The organism is Mesorhizobium sp. M0037 (assembly GCF_040323635.1).
GTDB lineage: Bacteria > Pseudomonadota > Alphaproteobacteria > Rhizobiales > Rhizobiaceae > Mesorhizobium.
This window is the reverse complement of sequence record NZ_JAMYVB010000001.1, coordinates 357,209-374,595: the sequence shown is the minus strand read 5'-3', so window position 1 is coordinate 374,595 and position 17,387 is coordinate 357,209. Positions and strand designations below refer to the sequence as shown.

Annotated in this window: 15 protein-coding genes and 1 tRNA gene; 12 read left to right on the top strand and 4 right to left on the bottom strand. The window is 62.2% G+C overall.

Annotated elements, in window-relative coordinates:
* Position 1: 1 nt before the first annotated feature.
* A complete protein-coding gene (locus NKJ78_RS01910; protein ID WP_023669398.1) occupies positions 2-712 on the bottom strand; it encodes a GntR family transcriptional regulator in 711 nt (236 codons plus the stop codon).
* 263 nt (positions 713-975) lie between these two features.
* Between NKJ78_RS01910 and NKJ78_RS01905 the strand changes: the two genes are divergently transcribed.
* The 6 genes from NKJ78_RS01905 (at position 976) to NKJ78_RS01880 (ending at position 6,969) form a co-directional block, all read left to right on the top strand.
* Complete coding sequence (locus NKJ78_RS01905) at positions 976-2,076, top strand: ABC transporter ATP-binding protein (protein ID WP_352460130.1); 1,101 nt, start codon at positions 976-978, stop codon at positions 2,074-2,076.
* A gap of 34 nt (positions 2,077-2,110) precedes the next feature.
* On the top strand, positions 2,111-3,400 hold the full coding sequence (locus tag NKJ78_RS01900; RefSeq protein WP_352460129.1) for an ABC transporter substrate-binding protein: 1,290 nt from the start codon (positions 2,111-2,113) through the stop codon (positions 3,398-3,400).
* Positions 3,401-3,646: 246 nt separating this feature from the next.
* Entirely contained in the window at positions 3,647-4,558 is a 912-nt protein-coding gene (locus NKJ78_RS01895) for an ABC transporter permease (protein ID WP_352460128.1), read from the top strand.
* Between the two features lies 1 nt (position 4,559).
* A complete protein-coding gene (locus tag NKJ78_RS01890; protein WP_352460127.1) occupies positions 4,560-5,378 on the top strand; it encodes an ABC transporter permease in 819 nt (272 codons plus the stop codon).
* A gap of 2 nt (positions 5,379-5,380) precedes the next feature.
* Positions 5,381-6,127 carry an aspartate/glutamate racemase family protein gene (locus NKJ78_RS01885; protein ID WP_352460143.1) on the top strand — a complete coding sequence of 249 codons (747 nt, stop codon included), beginning with the start codon at positions 5,381-5,383 and terminating at the stop codon, positions 6,125-6,127.
* 5 nt (positions 6,128-6,132) lie between these two features.
* Complete coding sequence (locus NKJ78_RS01880) at positions 6,133-6,969, top strand: GNAT family N-acetyltransferase (RefSeq protein ID WP_352460126.1); 837 nt, start codon at positions 6,133-6,135, stop codon at positions 6,967-6,969.
* Between the two features lie 98 nt (positions 6,970-7,067).
* On the opposite strand, the gene NKJ78_RS01875 is transcribed toward NKJ78_RS01880, so the two are convergent.
* The gene (locus tag NKJ78_RS01875; RefSeq protein ID WP_352460124.1) at positions 7,068-9,284 is read right to left on the bottom strand and encodes a GumC family protein; all 2,217 of its coding nucleotides are present in this window, start codon (positions 9,282-9,284) and stop codon (positions 7,068-7,070) included.
* A 265-nt stretch (positions 9,285-9,549) separates the two neighbouring features.
* Here NKJ78_RS01875 and NKJ78_RS01870 point away from each other — a divergent pair, with 265 nt between their 5' ends.
* The 5 genes from NKJ78_RS01870 (at position 9,550) to NKJ78_RS01850 (ending at position 15,021) form a co-directional block, all read left to right on the top strand.
* On the top strand, positions 9,550-10,113 hold the full coding sequence (locus NKJ78_RS01870; RefSeq protein WP_023669390.1) for a polysaccharide biosynthesis/export family protein: 564 nt from the start codon (positions 9,550-9,552) through the stop codon (positions 10,111-10,113).
* Between the two features lie 7 nt (positions 10,114-10,120).
* Positions 10,121-11,251 carry a glycosyltransferase gene (locus tag NKJ78_RS01865; RefSeq protein ID WP_352460123.1) on the top strand — a complete coding sequence of 377 codons (1,131 nt, stop codon included), beginning with the start codon at positions 10,121-10,123 and terminating at the stop codon, positions 11,249-11,251.
* An 85-nt stretch (positions 11,252-11,336) separates the two neighbouring features.
* Complete coding sequence (locus tag NKJ78_RS01860; protein WP_023689486.1) at positions 11,337-12,872, top strand: undecaprenyl-phosphate glucose phosphotransferase; 1,536 nt, start codon at positions 11,337-11,339, stop codon at positions 12,870-12,872.
* Positions 12,869-14,113 carry an O-antigen ligase family protein gene (locus tag NKJ78_RS01855; RefSeq protein ID WP_352460121.1) on the top strand — a complete coding sequence of 415 codons (1,245 nt, stop codon included), beginning with the start codon at positions 12,869-12,871 and terminating at the stop codon, positions 14,111-14,113. The genes NKJ78_RS01860 and NKJ78_RS01855 overlap by 4 nt, the downstream gene beginning before the upstream one ends.
* Before the next feature lie 218 nt (positions 14,114-14,331).
* On the top strand, positions 14,332-15,021 hold the full coding sequence (locus NKJ78_RS01850) for an FkbM family methyltransferase (protein ID WP_245260452.1): 690 nt from the start codon (positions 14,332-14,334) through the stop codon (positions 15,019-15,021).
* A gap of 108 nt (positions 15,022-15,129) precedes the next feature.
* Here NKJ78_RS01850 and NKJ78_RS01845 read toward each other — a convergent pair whose 3' ends face one another.
* The gene (locus NKJ78_RS01845; protein ID WP_352460120.1) at positions 15,130-16,113 is read right to left on the bottom strand and encodes a glycosyltransferase family 8 protein; all 984 of its coding nucleotides are present in this window, start codon (positions 16,111-16,113) and stop codon (positions 15,130-15,132) included.
* A gap of 47 nt (positions 16,114-16,160) precedes the next feature.
* A complete protein-coding gene (locus NKJ78_RS01840) occupies positions 16,161-17,129 on the bottom strand; it encodes a glycosyltransferase family 8 protein (protein WP_352562331.1) in 969 nt (322 codons plus the stop codon).
* Positions 17,130-17,272: 143 nt separating this feature from the next.
* Here NKJ78_RS01840 and NKJ78_RS01835 point away from each other — a divergent pair.
* A tRNA-Pro gene (locus NKJ78_RS01835) sits at positions 17,273-17,349 on the top strand.
* The last annotated feature ends 38 nt before the right edge of the window (positions 17,350-17,387 follow it).

Below are 17,387 nucleotides of genomic sequence, written 5' to 3'. Positions count from 1 at the left end.
ATCAGAAATTCAGCGCTTCGCGGAGCGCAGGGCCGGCCCTGACCCGCAGGTCGAGATCCGCCTCGATGTGGTCGATATGGTGCAGCATCAGCCGGCTCACCAACCCGCAATCGCCGCTTTCCAGCGCGCCGACCATTTCCGTGTGCTCACTGTGTCCGCAGGCCGACACGCCGGATCGTCCGTAAAGGGCGATCACCAGCGACGAACGCGCCACCAGCTCCTCCATGAAGCGCTGCAGGATGGCATTGCCGGCGACGGAGGCGAGCAGCAGATGGAAATCGCCCGACGCCTTGATTTCGGAGCGCCGGGCGGTTGGGCCGCGCTCGGCGATGAAGCGCCCTTCCTCGTCGAGCTGCGCTCGGAACGCAGCGATATCGGTGGCTGTGACCCGCCCGCAGGCGGCAATGGCGATGCCCGGCTCGATCAGCCGGCGCGATGCGAACACCTGGCGCGCTTCCTCGGGCGAAGGGTTGGCGACGAAGGCGCCACGGTTGCGCTCGGTACGCACCAGCCCCTCGAAGGACAGCATCTGCAGCGCCGCGCGCGCGACCGTGCGCGAGACGTCGAACAGCGTGCCGACCTCGCCTTCCGACAGCTTGGTGCCGGGCGTCAGCCGACGGTCAACGATGGCGTCCCGCAGATTGTCGCGAATCGCCTGGGCGCGATCCTGGTTGGCGCTGTCGGCGGAATGGATCTGATCGGCAATGTTCATGGCGATGATGGTTCCCAGCCTCTTCTAGCGCAACTCGTCGCCTGCACACGAGAGGCAAAGTGGACACGAAGCCAAAAAAGATTGCATACGATTCTTGCGCGGATCGCGCACAATCGCCCATTATTTGTGCAATGCACAAGATAGCCCACCGGCTAGGCAGTGGGCACGAATTCCGATTTTGCTGATGATTCAAACGCTTGGCCGAATCTCGCCGATTGGCACGCATAATGCATTGGTTGACGCGACCAAACGGGGAAGCCTGAATGTCCAAAGCCGCCGAGATCGACATCGTCTCCGTTTCGAAAGTGTACGGAACGACGACTGCCGTCGAGGCCATCAGCCTGAAGATACCGGCAGGCACCTATTGCTGCCTGCTTGGCCCCTCCGGCTGCGGCAAGACCTCGACGCTGCGCATGATCGCCGGCCACGAAAGCATTTCGTCGGGCGATGTCCGCCTCGGCAACATTGTCGTCACCGACTTGCCGCCGGCAAAGCGTGGCACGGCGATGATGTTCCAGTCCTATGCGCTGTTTCCGCATCTCGACCTTGTCGACAATGTCGCCTTCAGCCTGAAGATGAAGGGCGTCGACAAGGAGCAGCGCCGTGCCAAGGCGCTCGACATGCTCAAGCTGATGCAGATGGAGGCCTATGCGACGCGCCGGCCGGCGCAGCTTTCCGGTGGCCAGCAGCAGCGTGTTGCACTCGCCCGCGCTCTGATCACCGATCCCGAGGCGCTGCTGCTCGACGAGCCGCTGTCGGCACTCGACCCGTTCCTGAAGATACGCATGCGCGCCGAGCTGAAGAAATTGCAGACCTCGCTCGGCATCACCTTTGTCCACGTCACCCACAGTCAGGAGGAGGCCATGGCATTGGCGGACCTGATCGTGGTGATGAATGACGGCCGCATCGAACAGGCTGCGCCGCCACGAGATGTGTTCGAAAGGCCGGCCACCGCCTTCGTCGCGCGCTTCATGGGCGACCACAATGTCGTCTCCGGCCGGGTCACCGGCGCGCGCGACGGCATGGTCGTCTTCGACGTCAATGGTGGCGCCTCGCTCGCCGCCCGCGGGCAAGGCCGGGAGGCGGGCCAGGAGGTGGGCACGCCGATCGACATCGCCATCCGCACCGACCATGTGCGCATCGGCGAAGCACCCTCTCCCGGCCTCGGCTTCACCGGCATCGTCTCCAACATCGAGTATCGCGGCGCCACGGTGAAGCTGTCGGTCACCGGTGCCGGCATCGACGATTTCACGGTCATCATCGACGATTCCGACTTCTTCGCCAAACCCGTCGCCCTTGGCGGCGCCGTACCGCTCGCCTGGGATTCCGAGGACGCCATCGTCCTCGGCCGCCTTCATTCATGAGTTCAACGAAGCAAAACAAAACAGGGGAATAGGCATGACAAACACTATAAAAACAAAGACTGGCATATCGCGCCGTTCGTTGCTCAAGACAGGTGCGGCCGCCGTCGGCCTCGCCGCAGGCTCGGGCGCCATTACAGGCTTCCCGACCATCTGGGCGCAGTCCAACATCACGCTGCGCCAGTTCGGCACCGGCGTGTCGAACCTGAACGCGATCGCCGACAAGTGCAAGGCCGACCTCGGCATCACGCTGGAAATGACGGCGACCGATTCGGACGCGGCCGCCCAGCGCGCCGTGACCCAGCCCGACAGCTATGACATCGCCGACATCGAATACTGGATCTGCAAGAAGGTGTTCCCGAGCGGCGTGCTGCAGCCGATGGATGTCAGTAAGCTGAAATACTACGACGAGCTGGTGCCGTTGTTCAAAACCGGCAAGCTGACCCCCGACAGCATCATTGCCCAGGGCACCGCGCCGCACACGGTCGGCTATGTCGAAGCGCAGGACTCAAAGACCTTCGCCAAGGCGCCGACCAAGTGGTTCACCATGGTGCCGACGATCTACAACGCCGATACGCTAGGCATCCGGCCCGACCTCGTCGGCCGCGACATCACCACCTGGGCCGACATCATGGACCCGGCCTTCAAGGGCAAGACCGCGATCCTCAACATCCCGTCCATCGGTATCATGGATGCGGCCATGATCATGGAGGCCACAGGCAGCATCAAATATGCCGACAAGGGCAACATGACCAAGGAAGAGATCGACAAGACGATCGACTTCCTCATCAAGGCCAAGCAGGCCGGCCAGTTCCGCGCCTTCTGGAAGTCGTTCGACGAGAGCGTCAACCTGATGGCATCGGGCGAAGTGGTCATCCAGTCGATGTGGTCGCCGGCCGTCGCCGCCGTGCGCTCCAAAGGCATCGCCTGCCGCTTCCAGCCGCTCAAGGAGGGCTACCGCTCATGGGGCGGCGGCCTTGGCCTTGCCGCCCATCTCAAGGGCGCCGAACTCGACGCGGCCTACGAATACATCAACTGGTATACGTCGGGCTGGGTCGGCGGCTATCTCAACCGCCAGGGCTACTATTCCGCCAATATGGTCTCGGCCAAGAAGTTCATGTCCGACGACGAATGGGGCTACTGGATCGAAGGCAAGCCGGCCAAGGGCGAGATCAAGGCGCCGGACGGCACCGTCATGGAAAAGGCCGGCGCCGTGCGCGACGGCGGCTCGTTCGAAGAGCGCATGGGCAAGGTCGCCTGCTGGAACTCGGTCATGGACGAGGACCGCTACATGGTGAAGCGCTGGAACGAGTTCATCGCGGCGTAAGCTAGCGGGTCAACGGGACATGCCTCATTCCTTCGCGCCCCCCTCTGTCCTGCCGGACATCTCCCCCTCAAGGGGGGAGATTGGACATCGCTTTGGTTTTCGCCAATCTCCAACTTCATGGAAAGAGGCGTCGAGGCAGAAGCTGCCGATCTCCCCCCTTGAGGGGGAGATGTCCGGTAGGACAGAGGGGGGCGCGAAGGATCACAGCCAAGGAAATCTTCTCATCCCGGTGCGAAGGTGTTCCGCATGACCGTGGTTCTCGAACGACCCGCAATCACCGCCGCCAGCCCGATGAGACGCCGGCGCTTCTCCATCAGTGCCGTCACGCCCTACCTCCAATCGGCGCCGCTGGCGCTCATCCTCGGTGCGTTCCTGCTCTTGCCAATCATCATGATCGTCGTCGTCTCCTTCTGGGATTATGACTTCGCCGCCATGTATCCGGATTTCCTGACGACGAACTATTCCGACGTGCTGGGATCATGGGTCACCTGGAAGACCTATCTCAACACCATCAAATTCGCTGCTATCGTCTGGGCGCTGACCTTGTTCATCGGCTTCTGGGTCGCCTATTTCCTCGCCTTCCATATCCGCACCAGCGCCATGCAGATGGTGCTGTTCCTTGTCTGCACGGTGCCGTTCCTGACCTCCAACATCATCCGCATGATCTCGTGGATCCCGGTGCTTGGCCGCAACGGGTTGATCAACTCGACGCTGGTGCAATTGGGGCTGGTGCCAAAACCCATCGAATGGCTGCTCTATTCGGAATTCGCCGTGGTGCTGGCCATGGTGCATCTCTACACGCTGTTCATGGTAACGCCGATCTTCAACACGCTGATGCGCATCGACCGCTCGCTGGTCGAGGCCGCGCGCGATGCCGGCGCGCCCGGCTGGCAGGTCTTGTGGAACGTCGTCATCCCGCTGGCCAAGCCCGGCATGGCGATCGGCACCATCTTCGTCGTCACGCTGGTGATGGCCGATTTCTCCACCGTGCAGGTGATGTCGGGCGGCCAGAGCGCGTCGGTCGCACTGATGATGAAGAACCAGATGTCGCTGCTGCAGTATCCCGCAGCCGCCGCGAATGCCGTGGTGTTGCTGGTGTTGGTGCTCTTGATGGTCGCCGGCATCCTGCGCATCGTCGACATCCGCAAGGAGCTTTGAGGTGAGCCACGAAAAACGCACCCTCGAATTCTATGTGCTTGCGGCCTTCTTCACTCTGTTCGTGCTGTTCCTCTACGGCCCGCTATCGGCGATCCTGATCCTTTCTTTCCAAGGCGAGACCGGCGGCCTCACCTTCCCGCTCAATGGCGTGTCGCTGCACTGGTTCGCCAATCTGTTCGAGCGCCAGGCGGTCGGCGATTTCGGCGGCAGCTTCAAGCGCTCGCTCGTGCTCGGCCTCATGGTGATGATCGTCACCGTCGTCGTGTCGCTGCTGGCAGGGCTCGCTTTCCGGCAAAAATTTCGCGGCGCCACCGCTTTGTTCTACCTGGCGGTCGCCAGCCTCGTCGTACCCTCGATCATCATTTCGCTCGGCATCGGCGTCGTCTTCCAGCAGGTCGGCTTCCGCCCGGCCTGGTACACATCGGCCTTCGGCGCGCACCTAACCTGGACCTTGCCCTTCGGCGTGCTCATCATGTTCGCCGTCTTCAACCGCTTCTCGCCCGCCTATGAGGAAGCCGCGCGTGACCTGGGCGCCAACTCCTGGCAGACCTTCGCCCATGTCGTGCTGCCGATGATCGCGCCGAGCCTGATCGGCGTCGGCCTGTTCGGCTTCACGCTGTCCTATGACGAGTTCGCCCGCACGCTGATGACGTCGGGCACCTTCAACACGCTGCCGCTCGAGATCTACGGCATGACCACCAATGTCACGACGCCGGTGCTCTACGCGCTGGGCACGGTGACCACCGTGTTCTCCTTCCTGGTGATCCTGGCCACACTGGGCGCCATCCTCTATGTCGGCCGCAGGCGGGCCAGGGTTTGATTGTGCAGATACTGGTGGTGAACCCCAACACGACGGCGAGCATGACCGAGACGATCGCGGCGGCGGCGCGCGGCGTTGCCGGCGCCGGGACCGAGGTGATCGCGGTCACCTCCTCGATGGGCCCGGCCTCGATCGAGGGCTATTATGACGAGGCATTGGCCGTGCCCGGCCTTTTGATGGAGATCGCCGCCGGCGAACGTGCCGGGGCTCAGGCCGCCATCATCGCCTGCTTCGACGATACCGGCCTGGATGCGGCACGCGCCATGGCCTCCATTCCGGTCATCGGCATCTGCGAGGCCGCACTCGGTGTCGCCTCCTACATTGCCCAGCGATTCACAGTGGTGACGACCACCGAACGCTCGCGTGTCCCTGTCGAGGGGCTGGTGCAGCGCTATGGCATGGCCGGGCGTGCCCGCGTGCGCGCCGCCGACATTCCCGTACTCTCGCTTGAAGACGCTGCTTCCGGCGCTGTCGAGAAACTGCGCGCCGAGATCGCCCGCGCCATAGCGGAAGACCGCGCCGAGGCCATCGTGCTCGGCTGCGCCGGCATGGCCGACCTGGCACACCGGTTGCAGCAAGAGTTCGACCTGCCCGTCATCGACGGCGTCGGCGCCGCCCTCAAACAGGCCGAGGCGCTGATCGCATTGGGCCTGTCGACCTCGAAGCGCGGCGCCTATGCCAGTCCGCTGGCCAAGCCCTATCGCGGCGTGCTGAAATCCTTCTCGCCGGGGGTGGTCGCCGCGGAGTGAACGCTATGAAGCCTACCGTCCGCGCATTGTCTCCGCCGGAACTGACCGTTCTCATCGACTGGGCGGCGGCTGAAGGCTGGAACCCTGGCCTTGACGATGCCGCCGCGTTCCGGCCAACCGATCCTGAAGGGTTCATCGGCGCTTTTGTCGACAACGAGATGACCGCCGCCATCTCGGCTGTCGCCTATGGCGGCAACTTCGGTTTCATCGGTCTCTACATCTGCCGACCAGACATGCGCGGCAAAGGCCATGGCAAAGCAGTCTGGAATGCGGGCATGGCCAGGCTGGCCGGCCGAACGGTCGGCCTCGACGGCGTCGCCGCGCAGCTGGCGAATTATCGCCGCACCGGTTTTAACTCGGCATACGAAACCATCCGCTTCAGCGGCCGTATCGCGACCCCGCCCGTCCGAAGCGAAGGGGTGCGCATGATAACCACGCAACTCGTGCCCGACATCATCGCCTATGACGCCCGCTGTTTCCCCGCGCCTCGACGAGCCTTCCTGCACCGTTGGGCGCAGCCGCCGCATTGCGGGTTCGCCGCGATCAGTTCACTCGGCACCATAGGCTACGCCGTGGCTCGTCCCTGCCGTTCGGGTTACAAGATCGGCCCGCTGTTTGCCGACGACACCGAGACGGCGATGCAGCTCATGGGCAGTCTGGCTGCCGCATGCGAAGGTGGCGACCTGCATATCGACGTTCCTGCCGAAAATTTCGATTTCACCAAGGCGCTTGCAGCGATTGGTTTCAGGCCGACCTTCACCACCACGCGCATGTACAAGGGCCTGCCTCCGAAGGTCGACTCGCGCCGAATATTTGGCGTGACGACCCTGGAGTTGGGGTAGATCCCGGCGCCGACTGACAGGCTTGGTTTTTGGGGAGCCGGCGGGCGATGGACGAGCCAATCTGTAGTAGCGCCGCCTAAGTTGAATTGTCCGATGTCTCAGGCGGCGCTACGTCGTCCCGGCACGGGGTTACCCGGGGTCTCGTGGCCGATCGGCGTCACCAGAGTGAGGTCGGGATAGCCGCTTTCGATCAGCTCGACGGCGGCCTGCGCCACCTCATCGTCCGCCTGCAGCATGGACATGAAGACCTCGGTGCTGTCGCCGACCAGTCGGCTGATGCCTTGCGCATCGGCCGGTCCGCATTCGACAATGACCAGATCATAGGCGGTGGTCAGCGACTGCATGATGATCGGCAGCCGGTCGGCGGCGCGCATGGCGCGCACCGGATCGGCGGTGCCGACGGGAACGACGTGGCAGTCCGAATAGAGGTCGGCGTGGATGACGTCGCTGAACTGCGCTTCCGAAGCCAGCAGATTGGTGATGCCGGGGAAAAGTCCGCTGTCCAGCATCGGCCGCGAGGCGGCACCTGACGCCGTGAGATCGAGCAGCAGCACGCGCAGGCCAGCGTCGGAGACTTCGCGCGCTACCAGCACTGCCGAGGCCGCGGCCTCATCGCCTTCGGGCGAGACGAAGATGGCGCGCGCAGCACCGCTGGCGATCAGCTTCTCCGCCGCCTTCTCGACATCGATCTCGCCAAGGCTGGAGCGGACAGGTTCAGGTTCGGCTTGCGGTTCGGAACCGGCGATCGCTGCGTCCTCCTGCACTGCAGGAGCCGGCTCGGGCTTTGGCGCCAGTTCAGACTCCATGGTCGTCGGCTGATCGTCCACTTCCACGACCTCAGGAGCCGGTTCCGGGTCGCCTACCGGCGCCGACATTGCCGGCATCGCAACCTGCTCGATACGCTCGAAGCGCGCCCCTGGGGCCGGACGCATGGCGCGGCCCGAAAACAGCTCCTGCAGCAGCGTGATGACCGACATCAGAACCAGCGAGCCGACGAAGGCGGCGCCGACGATCGGCACGAGCTTGGGGAAATAGGGTTCCGACGGCACGCGCGCCTCGGAAAACACGCTGGCATCGACCGGCAGGTAATTCTTGCGCGAGGACACTTCGCGGAAGCTCGCCATATAGGATTCAAGCTGCTGGCGCCGGACGTTCGCCTCACGCTGCAGCGCATCCAGCTGGACTTGTTCCTCGCCGGCGCGCGACGACGCCGCTTTCAGCTTGTTGACGTCCGATATCAGCTGGTTTTCGCGCGCCTGGGCGGTCTGCGCCTGCGTCAGCAACCCGCGCATGATCTTTTGCGCCTCGTTGCGGATCTGACCGTCGAGATCGGCTAGCTGCGACCTCATCGCCCGCAGGCGCGGATGGTTGTCGAGCAAAGTGGTGGAAAGATCGGCGATGTTGGTTCTGAGCTCGATCTGACGCTCGCGCAGCCGCTGGATCAGATCGGAAGACAGCACTTCGGGTACAGCGTCCAGCGAACCGCCATTCTGCAGGGCCTGGCGCACCCTTTCGGCCGTTGCCTCAGCCGAGGCGCGGCTGGCGCGCACACGCGACAGCTCGCTCGATAGTTCGGACAATTGCTGTGTCGCCAGCACCGAATTGTTGCCAGCCATCAACAGGTCCGACTGAGCGGAGCGGAAGGCCGCGACCTTGGCCTCTGCATCCCTGACCTGCTTCTGCAGCTCCTCGATCTCCGGCCCGAGGAAGGCGGTCGCGGCCGCGTTCGACGTGGTCTTGGCATCCGCCTGATAGGCCATGTAGGCCTTGGCGATGGCATTCGGAATATCGGCGGCAAGCTGGCGGTCTTCCGAGGAAAATTCGACGGCGATGGCACGCGTCTTCTCCACGCCATAGACGTTTAGCTTGTCGCGCATTTTAGTCAGCACGCGCTCTTCGAGCGGAATCTCTGCCGGATCACTTTTCAGTCCGGCAATGACAAGAAGTCGGGCTACCGGCGACATGCCGAGCGCATCGTTGAACTCGGGCTTGTCGCCCAGGTGCAGATTGCCAGCCACCTTATTGAGAATGTCGGACGAGGAAATGACCTGAACCTCAGTTGCTACACCTTCCGCATCGAGCACAGGTTTGTCGTCTTCATTGGTACCGGCAGGCCGCGTATAGGCCGATTCGCTCAACTGGATTTTCAGCTGCGTCGTCGCCTTGTAATGCGGCGTGGCAAGCCACGCGAACGCGAAGGCGAGACCAGTGACGAGAATCGTGATCACAAGAATGCGCAGCCAGTTCCGCGCCAGGCTGGCGAAGAGCTGTCTCAGGTCGACATCGACATCTGCGGCCGCGGACTGGTCGGACATGCATTCCTGCTCCGGAACATGAGGCTAGATGGTAGCGTAAACAACTATGGTAACTCAGCCGTTAAGATCGCGGCAAGCAGCTGTTAGGGTTTGCTGACATCCGGTAAACAAAGCCAGCAAAACTATACGGCTTTTTGTCGATTGCCGCCAAATCGGCCGCGTCCCTTTACCGGCCATTAACCCTAACAGGATGATAACGAAACCAGATCCTTAAGGTTTGCCGCCGTGTCCTGGCGGCCATAGCGACGAAGGTGTGTGTCCGATCATGAAAAGCGCTGCTGGTCTGTTTCGCGCTCTGCTGGCCGTGTCGATGCTCGCCGGTTGCTCCAGCTACCGGCCGACGCCGGCGGCCTTCCACGAGGTACTCGACCAGCCGTATCGGCTCGGCGCCGGCGACCGTGTCCGCGTCACGGTGTTCGAACAGGACGGTCTGACCAACACCTACAGTGTCGACCAGTCCGGCTACATGTCCTTCCCGCTGGTCGGCGCGGTGCCGGCGCGCGGCCACACGGCCCAGCAGCTGGAAAAAGCGCTCGCCGACAAACTGCGCCAAGGCTATCTGCGCGACCCCGACGTGTCGGTCGAGATCGATCGCTACCGGCCGATCTTCGTCATGGGCGAAGTGGGTGCCGCCGGCCAGTATTCCTACGTGCCGGGCCTCACCGTGCAGAAGGCCATCGCGATTGCTGGCGGTTTCTCGCCGCGCGCCAACCAGGAAAGCGTCGACATCACCCGCGACATCAACGGCAAGGTGATGACAGGCCGGGTGGTTACCTCCGATCCGCTGCTGCCGGGCGACACGGTCTACGTTCGCGAACGCCTGTTCTGACATCAACGTGGCGGACCAGCTCAGGATCGTCCACTGCTTTCGCTCACCCGTCGGCGGGATCTTCCGGCATGTGCGCGACCTGACGGAGGCCCAGCTCGCCGCCGGACATGCTGTCGGCATCGTCTGCGATTCGACCACCGGCGGCCAATACGAGGAACGCCTGTTCGACCAGATGAAGGACAGCCTGGCGCTCGGTATCCATCGCACGCCGATGCAGCGCCATGTCGGACCGGGCGACCTCGCCTCCGCTTGGCGTACCTATCGAATCATCAAGGAATTGCGGCCGGACGTGTTGCACGGGCACGGCGCCAAAGGTGGCGCCTATGCCCGTCTGTTCGGCTCATTGTTGCGGGTATCAAGGTCTCGCGTAGCCCGCCTTTATTCGCCGCATGGCGGCTCCCTCCACTACGACGAAACGACGACCACCGGAAAGCTGTTCTTCGCGCTCGAGCGCTTCATGGCGCGCTTCACCGACTGCCTGCTGTTCGTCTCCGACTATGAGCGGCGCACCTATCGCAAGAAGGTCGGCGAACCGCCTATCCCGAACACGCTGGTCTATAACGGCCTGCGCGCCGCCGAGTTCGAACCGGTGGTCGCACAGCCCGACGCAGCCGACCTGCTCTACATCGGCATGATGCGCGACCTCAAAGGACCTGACATTTTCATCGACGCGCTGGTGCTGGCCGGGTCCCAGCTTGAGCGCCGCTTGACCGCGGTCATGGTCGGCGATGGCGACGACCTGCCGCGCTACCATGCGCAGGTGAAACGGCTGGGCCTCGAAAAACAGGTCCGCTTCTTGCCGCCTATGCCAGCCAGGGAGGCCTTTGCACTGGCCGACCTCGTGGTTGTGCCGTCGCGCGCGGAAGCCATGCCCTATATCGTGCTGGAGACGCTGGCGGCCGGCAGGCCGATGATCGCCACGGCCGTCGGCGGCATTCCCGAAATCTTCGGGGAGGGATCCCCTGCCCTGATCCGTCCCGATCCGCGCCAACTCGGCGACAAGATGGGTGAAGCGCTGCGCGATCTCGACGCCTACCGGCGCGCCATGCCCGATACGGCCAGCCTCAGGGCGCGATTCGGCGCCGATGTGATGGCCGCCGAAATCGAAAAGGCCTATTTCGCCGCGCTCAACAGATAGACGACCCTCCAAAACCACAAGTTGTCTCAAGGTTTTTTTAGCTCTCTTTCTGCTATCGTCATCGCGGAAGCTTGTGGGAAACCCGATGAACGAGACCGACCCCACGCGCCGCTTTTCGGCCGATGCGGTGCGCAAATTCGACAGTCCTGCCGAGAGCCCCACGCCCGGCGGCATGAACAGTGTTGCCCGCCAGGTCGCCTCGCAATACCGGCGCGATACGATGTCGCCGGTCATGGTCAGCGGCGTATTGCGCATCGTCGAATTCGGCTTGCTGTTCCTGTCGGGGCTCGCGCTCTACTTCCACTTTGTCGGCTTCTTCAACTATCTCGCCTGGCAATATCCGCTGACCATTGCCGCGGCGTCATTCGTGGCCGTGGTGCTGCTCGACGTCAGCGATTGCTACCAGATCTCCGCCTTGATGCGACCGATCTCCAATCTCGGCCGCGTACTGATGGTCTGGGCCGGCACCTTCGCGCTGATGGCGCTGACGGCCTTCATCATGAAAATGTCGGAGGATTATTCGCGTCTGCTGTTCGGCACCTGGTTTGTCGTCGGCCTGCTTCTGCTGTTCGGCCTCAGGCTGGTGATGTCGAAGCTGATCCGGCGCTGGGCGCGCAACGGCCGCATGGAACGCCGCGCCGTCATCGTCGGCGGCGGCAAGGCGGCCGAGATGCTGATCCGCTCGGTCGAGAAGCAGCCAGACAACGACATCCGCATCTGCGGCATCTTCGATGACCGCGGCGACAAGCGCTCGCCGCCGATCGTGGCCGGCTATCCCAAGCTCGGCACCATTTCGGAGCTGATGGAATTCGCTCGCATCGCGCGCATCGACATGCTGATCGTGTCGCTGCCGCTGACTGCCGAAACGCGCGTGCTGCAGCTGCTGAAGAAGCTGTGGGTGCTGCCGGTCGACATCCGGCTCTCGGCGCATTCCAACGCGCTGCAGTTTCGCCCGCGCGCGTATTCCTACATCGGCTCGGTGCCGATGCTCGACATCTTCGACAGGCCGATCAACGACTGGGATTCGGTCGCCAAGCGCGCCTTCGACATCGTCTTCTCGCTGATCGGCATCATCCTGTTTTCACCGGTGATGCTGGCGACTGCCATCGCCATCAAGCTCGACAGCAAGGGTCCGGTGCTGTTCAAGCAGAAGCGGCACGGCTTCAACAATGAGATCGTCGAAGTCTACAAATTCCGCTCCATGTATACCGACCGCTCCGACCCGACCGCCAAGCAGACGGTGACCAAGAACGATCCGCGCGTCACCCGCGTCGGCCGCTTCATCCGCAAGAGCTCGATCGACGAGCTGCCGCAGTTCTTCAACTCGCTGTTCGGCACGCTGTCACTGGTCGGTCCGCGCCCGCATGCGATTGCCGCGCAGTCGCACAACCTTCTCTACAACGAGGTGGTCGACGGCTATTTCGCCCGCCACAAGGTCAAGCCCGGCGTCACCGGCTGGGCGCAGATCAATGGCTGGCGCGGCGAGATGGACACCAATGAGAAGATCCGCATGCGCACGGAATACGACCTCTATTACATCGAGAACTGGTCGATGCTGTTCGATCTGCGCATCCTGCTCATGACGCCGCTGCGGCTGCTCAACACGGAAAACGCCTATTGAGCGCGATTTCCCATGATGTGCCGAAGGCTGCGGTCAATGCCAAGCTGATCGCGCTGATATCCTCGGGCGCGGTGTTTTTCGGCGTCTTCCTGTCAGGCTTCGTCATCGACGAACCGGCGCCCTACGATCTTTTCATGCTCGGGCTGATCGGGGTGTGGGTGCTGTTTGGCCTGCGCATATCGCGCGCCGCCGTGCCGCTGCTCGTGCTGCTGATCACGATGAACATCGGCGGCATGATTGCCATGACGCAGATGGCCGATCTCGCCAACACACCGCTCTATCTCGCCGTCTCGCTGTTTCTCGCGTTCACCGCGGTGTTCTTCTCGTCGGTGACGGCGGTGCAGCCCGGCCTCTACCGGCTGATCTTCATCGCCTATGTCGTCTCCGCGGTGGTGACCTCGCTGCTCGGCATTGCCGGCTATTTCCACGCTTTCCCGGGCGCTGAAATCTTCACCAGATACGACCGCGCCCAGGGCGCCTTCCAGGATCCGAACGTGTTCGGACCATTCCTGGTGCTGCCCGGCATCTATCTGCTCTATCTCCTGTTGACCGGCTCGATCGCGCGCATGCCGCTTCTGGCGGTGCCGCTGCTGATCATCACCGCTGGCATTTTCTTCTCCTTCTCGCGCGGCGCCTGGGGCATGTTCGCCGTCTCGGCCATCCTGCTCACCGGCGCCCTGTTCCTGCAAAGCAACAGCGGCAAGTTCCGGCTGCGCGTCATCATCATGAGCATTGCCGCCGTCACCCTGCTGGTGGTCGCCATGATCGTCATCCTGCAGCTGCCCGGCGTCGGCGAGATGTTTTCCAGCCGCGCCCAGCTCGAACAGAGCTACGACACGGCGCGCCTTGGCCGCTTTGCCCGCTACACGATCGGCTTCGAGATGGCGCTCGAACATCCGCTCGGCATCGGCCCGCTGGTGTTCGGCACCATTTTCGGCGAAGACACGCACGACATCTGGCTGAAGACGCTGATGGATTATGGCTGGCTCGGCTTCGTCTCGTTCCTGTCGCTGACGCTGTGGACGATCGCGGCCGGCTTCCGCATCCTTTTGCGCGACCGGCCGTGGCAGCCCTATCTGCTCTGCGCCTACGTCGCTTTCATCGGCAATATCGGGCTCGGCACCTTCATCGACATCGACCACTGGCGCCATGTCTACCTGCTGCTCGGCCTGATCTGGGGCGCGATCGCGCTGGAATACAGGCATCAGCGCGGGTTGCGGGCGGTGGCGCAACCGAGGTAGCCGAGTAATCCTGAAGGACAGGAACAGCCGCGCACGCCAATACCGGGGTTGTGCAGGCCCTCGCAGGCTTTGATCTGCTTGCTCCAACCCCTGGTCGAATTGAGCACGGTTGCCGGCGGCGCATTTATGTTGTGATGGTGGGAAAACGTCGCTAAACGCGACTGACAAAATTCCAATTGAGTTGGCGTGCTTGCCGGGCTGGATAATATTCCGGGTTGGTGGGCGCCACTAATCTGACGGGCGTGGTTATGCTGAGGGAAAGCTATTTCGAATTCATGCTGCGCTGGTACGCGTATCGCCGGTGGCACAGGCCCCCGCGGCGCGTGCGGCAGGCCGAATACGACTTCCATCAGCTTATGAAAAAGCTTCCCGCCGATAGTCTGTTCATCGATCTCGGCGCCAATATTGGCGACGTCACGGGACATGTACTAGCCTATGGGATGCGGGTGATTGCTTTCGAGCCTGACCCTGTTGCTCGCCAGATTTTGACGACAAGGTTTGGCAACAACGACCGGGTGACGATCATTCCGAAGGCTGTTGGTGGATCAGCGCGAACGGCCACATTCCATCAGAGGCCGGACGTCAGTGATCTCCGCAGGACCGAATCGTCGTCCCTGATCCAGACACACGAACATACGAACGGGAAAAGCTTTGAAGTTGAGGTGGTTGACCTGGTGCAGTTCCTGCAAGGTCTCCATGAGCCGATCGTCATCATCAAGATGGACATAGAAGGGGCCGAAGCGGAATGCATCGAAGCCATCCTGGATGCCGGCATTCACCGTTCGATTGGACAAATCCTGGTCGAGACACATGAACGGTTCTCGCCAGACCTGGCCGACCGGATCGGCAAGCTGCGGGGCCGGATCGCACAGGAAGGCATCCGCAACATCAATCTGGATTGGAGCTAAGTATCGGCTCGGCCTTGAGCGTGCTAGCCGGAGGGCATCAACCAGCGAGGCAATAGACTTATCGAGGAAGATTGGCGGGAGGAACCGCGTCCGGCGGAGCGTCAAGTTCTATCTGGCTATGCCAGCGACCCGTTCGGGGTATTGCACGGCCAACATCGAATTGTCCGCATGGCTGGCAAAGATGGCGCTGACCTTTTCGGCGTCGAACCGCGCCCGTCGCTTGCGCTTCTCGTCGTTCAGCAAAATCCCGCTGATGGCGTCGAACTTGCGGCCGAGGTTTTTCAATATGCCTCTCTTGATCGGCCAGTTGCTGTTGAAACGGCCGGCCCAGGGCGTGCCTTTCGCCAGATCACGATAGATCGCCATGGCGCCGACCTCGACACCGATCGGCGGACGGTCCCAGGGCTTGCCCCAGGCGAAGTGGCGGGCGTAGCAGCGGCTGAAAGAAATCTGGCTGGTGTAGTTGGTCATCACGTTCCAGAACGGGTGCATCGTCTGCCACCTGCCCTCGAAAGCCACGTTCAATGCACCTTGATCCATCCCGTAAACCTGCTCGGAGGCCAACTGCCGGGTACGCTCCAGAAGCCCCTCCTGCCTGACCAGTGGCATGTTGAACACCAGCACGCCGGCATTGAACTTCGGCGCGCCTGGCTGCATCGGCAAATGCTGTCGATACTTTACGTCGAAATAGGTCTGCTCATCGTGTGCGGCCAGCAGCGGAGCGTTGAGCGGGACGTTGCAGAGGTCTTCTATCGATCTGTTGAAAAGCACATCGGCGTCGGAATAGGCGATGCGGTCATATGGTTCGAACTCCGGCAATTGATCGGCAAACAGCCTGATGTAGGTCGCAAGGGTTGGGTGCGTTCCGCGGTTGAAGTTTGTCGCTTCCATGAATTTCGTGACATCCAGGATGCGGATCTTCCCACCGAGCAGACGCTCTCCGATAGCTCGGTCTTCGTTGGAGATGACACCGGTGTGCAAAATAAAGCCGTCGAGGTGGTCCGACACATTCAGCACGCGGCGCGCCGCCAGGCTGGCATACGGGAAATACCTCTGGTCGGTGGCGAAAAAGAAACACGATTTTTGCGGCATGCTACAACCTGTTGCCTGACCCATTCGCGAGAGCTCCGTTGCGGGTCTCAGGCGAAACCACCGAGTACTTCCGGAAACTGCACAGCCATCGCCCCGGCGTCAGCATGCTCGGCATATATCTTATGCACCTTGCTGCCGTCGTACCGTGCGCGCCGCCGATACCGGTCCTTGTTCGGCAACATCCCCATGATACCGTCGAACCTTCGGGCGAACCGCCTCATGACGCCCCGCTCGAAGGGAATACGCTGCCGGAAGGGCTCAAGCCATGGCGTATCCTTTGCCAGATCGCGCCAGACGGCAAGCGCCTCGGGCTCCACGTCGACCTGGCTTCCCCAGGGCTTGCCGCCGGCGAAATGCCGCGCATAGGCTTGGGCGAACCGAAACTCCTTCGTATCGTTGGACATCAAATTCCAGTTCGGGTGCATCGTCTGCCACTTGCCCTCGAAGACGATGTTCAGCGCGTTCTGATCGTTCATTTGCCCGGCAACGGCAACATCTCTGGCGCGGTGCAAAAGTCCCTGTTGACGCACCGGCGGCATGCTGAAGACGATGATGCCGGCGTTGAAATAAGGCGCCCCCGGCTGCATCGACAGTTTGTTCCGATAGCCCGGGCGGAAATACATGTAATCGTCGTGAGCGGCCAACAACGGAGCATGAAGTGTCTGGCCCACCAGGTCGGCGATATCTCGATTGAACAGAACATCACAATCGACATGGGCGATGCGGTCATAGTCCGCGAACTGAGGCAGTTGGTCGGCGAAAAGCCGAACAAAAGTGCCGACATTGCTTGGCCGGAAAGTATGGCCAGCCTCCGCAAACAGCCCCGAAACGTCCACTATGCGAAGACGGTTCGTCAGCAGGCGTTCAGCAACACGCATATCGGCATCGCGTGCGCCGACATGCAGGATGAATCCCGGTGTTGCCTCTCCCGAAACATCCAGAATTCTGCGCGCCGCCAAGCATGCATACGGAAAATAATTGGCGTCGGCCGCCAGAAAAAAACAGGAATTTGCCACGCGCAATCCTTCGTATCGATACTGCGCGAGCCATATCGCCTTGGCATTGCGGCGACAAGGCCGCATGCTGGCGACTTTCAGGCCCGGCGCGCCGTTTTAGCGCTTGCACCATACCCCTTGAAAATATATGGCTTTGCGCGGTCCGGAGTGTAGCGCAGCCCGGTAGCGCACTTGACTGGGGGTCAAGGGGTCGTCGGTTCGAATCCGGCCACTCCGACCATTTTTAGACAGGACTTGCCCCCAAAGGTCCTGCTTCTC

Coding starts and splice junctions, on each gene's coding strand:
- NKJ78_RS01895 (WP_352460128.1), top strand. CDS start 3,647: ATGACCGTGGTTCTCGAACGACCCGCAATCACCGCCGCCAGCCCGATG.
- NKJ78_RS01880 (WP_352460126.1), top strand. CDS start 6,133: ATGAAGCCTACCGTCCGCGCATTGTCTCCGCCGGAACTGACCGTTCTC.
- NKJ78_RS01900 (WP_352460129.1), top strand. CDS start 2,111: ATGACAAACACTATAAAAACAAAGACTGGCATATCGCGCCGTTCGTTG.
- NKJ78_RS01870 (WP_023669390.1), top strand. CDS start 9,550: ATGAAAAGCGCTGCTGGTCTGTTTCGCGCTCTGCTGGCCGTGTCGATG.
- NKJ78_RS01875 (WP_352460124.1), bottom strand. CDS start 9,284: ATGTCCGACCAGTCCGCGGCCGCAGATGTCGATGTCGACCTGAGACAG.
- NKJ78_RS01845 (WP_352460120.1), bottom strand. CDS start 16,113: ATGCCGCAAAAATCGTGTTTCTTTTTCGCCACCGACCAGAGGTATTTC.
- NKJ78_RS01860 (WP_023689486.1), top strand. CDS start 11,337: ATGAACGAGACCGACCCCACGCGCCGCTTTTCGGCCGATGCGGTGCGC.
- NKJ78_RS01905 (WP_352460130.1), top strand. CDS start 976: ATGTCCAAAGCCGCCGAGATCGACATCGTCTCCGTTTCGAAAGTGTAC.
- NKJ78_RS01910 (WP_023669398.1), bottom strand. CDS start 712: ATGAACATTGCCGATCAGATCCATTCCGCCGACAGCGCCAACCAGGAT.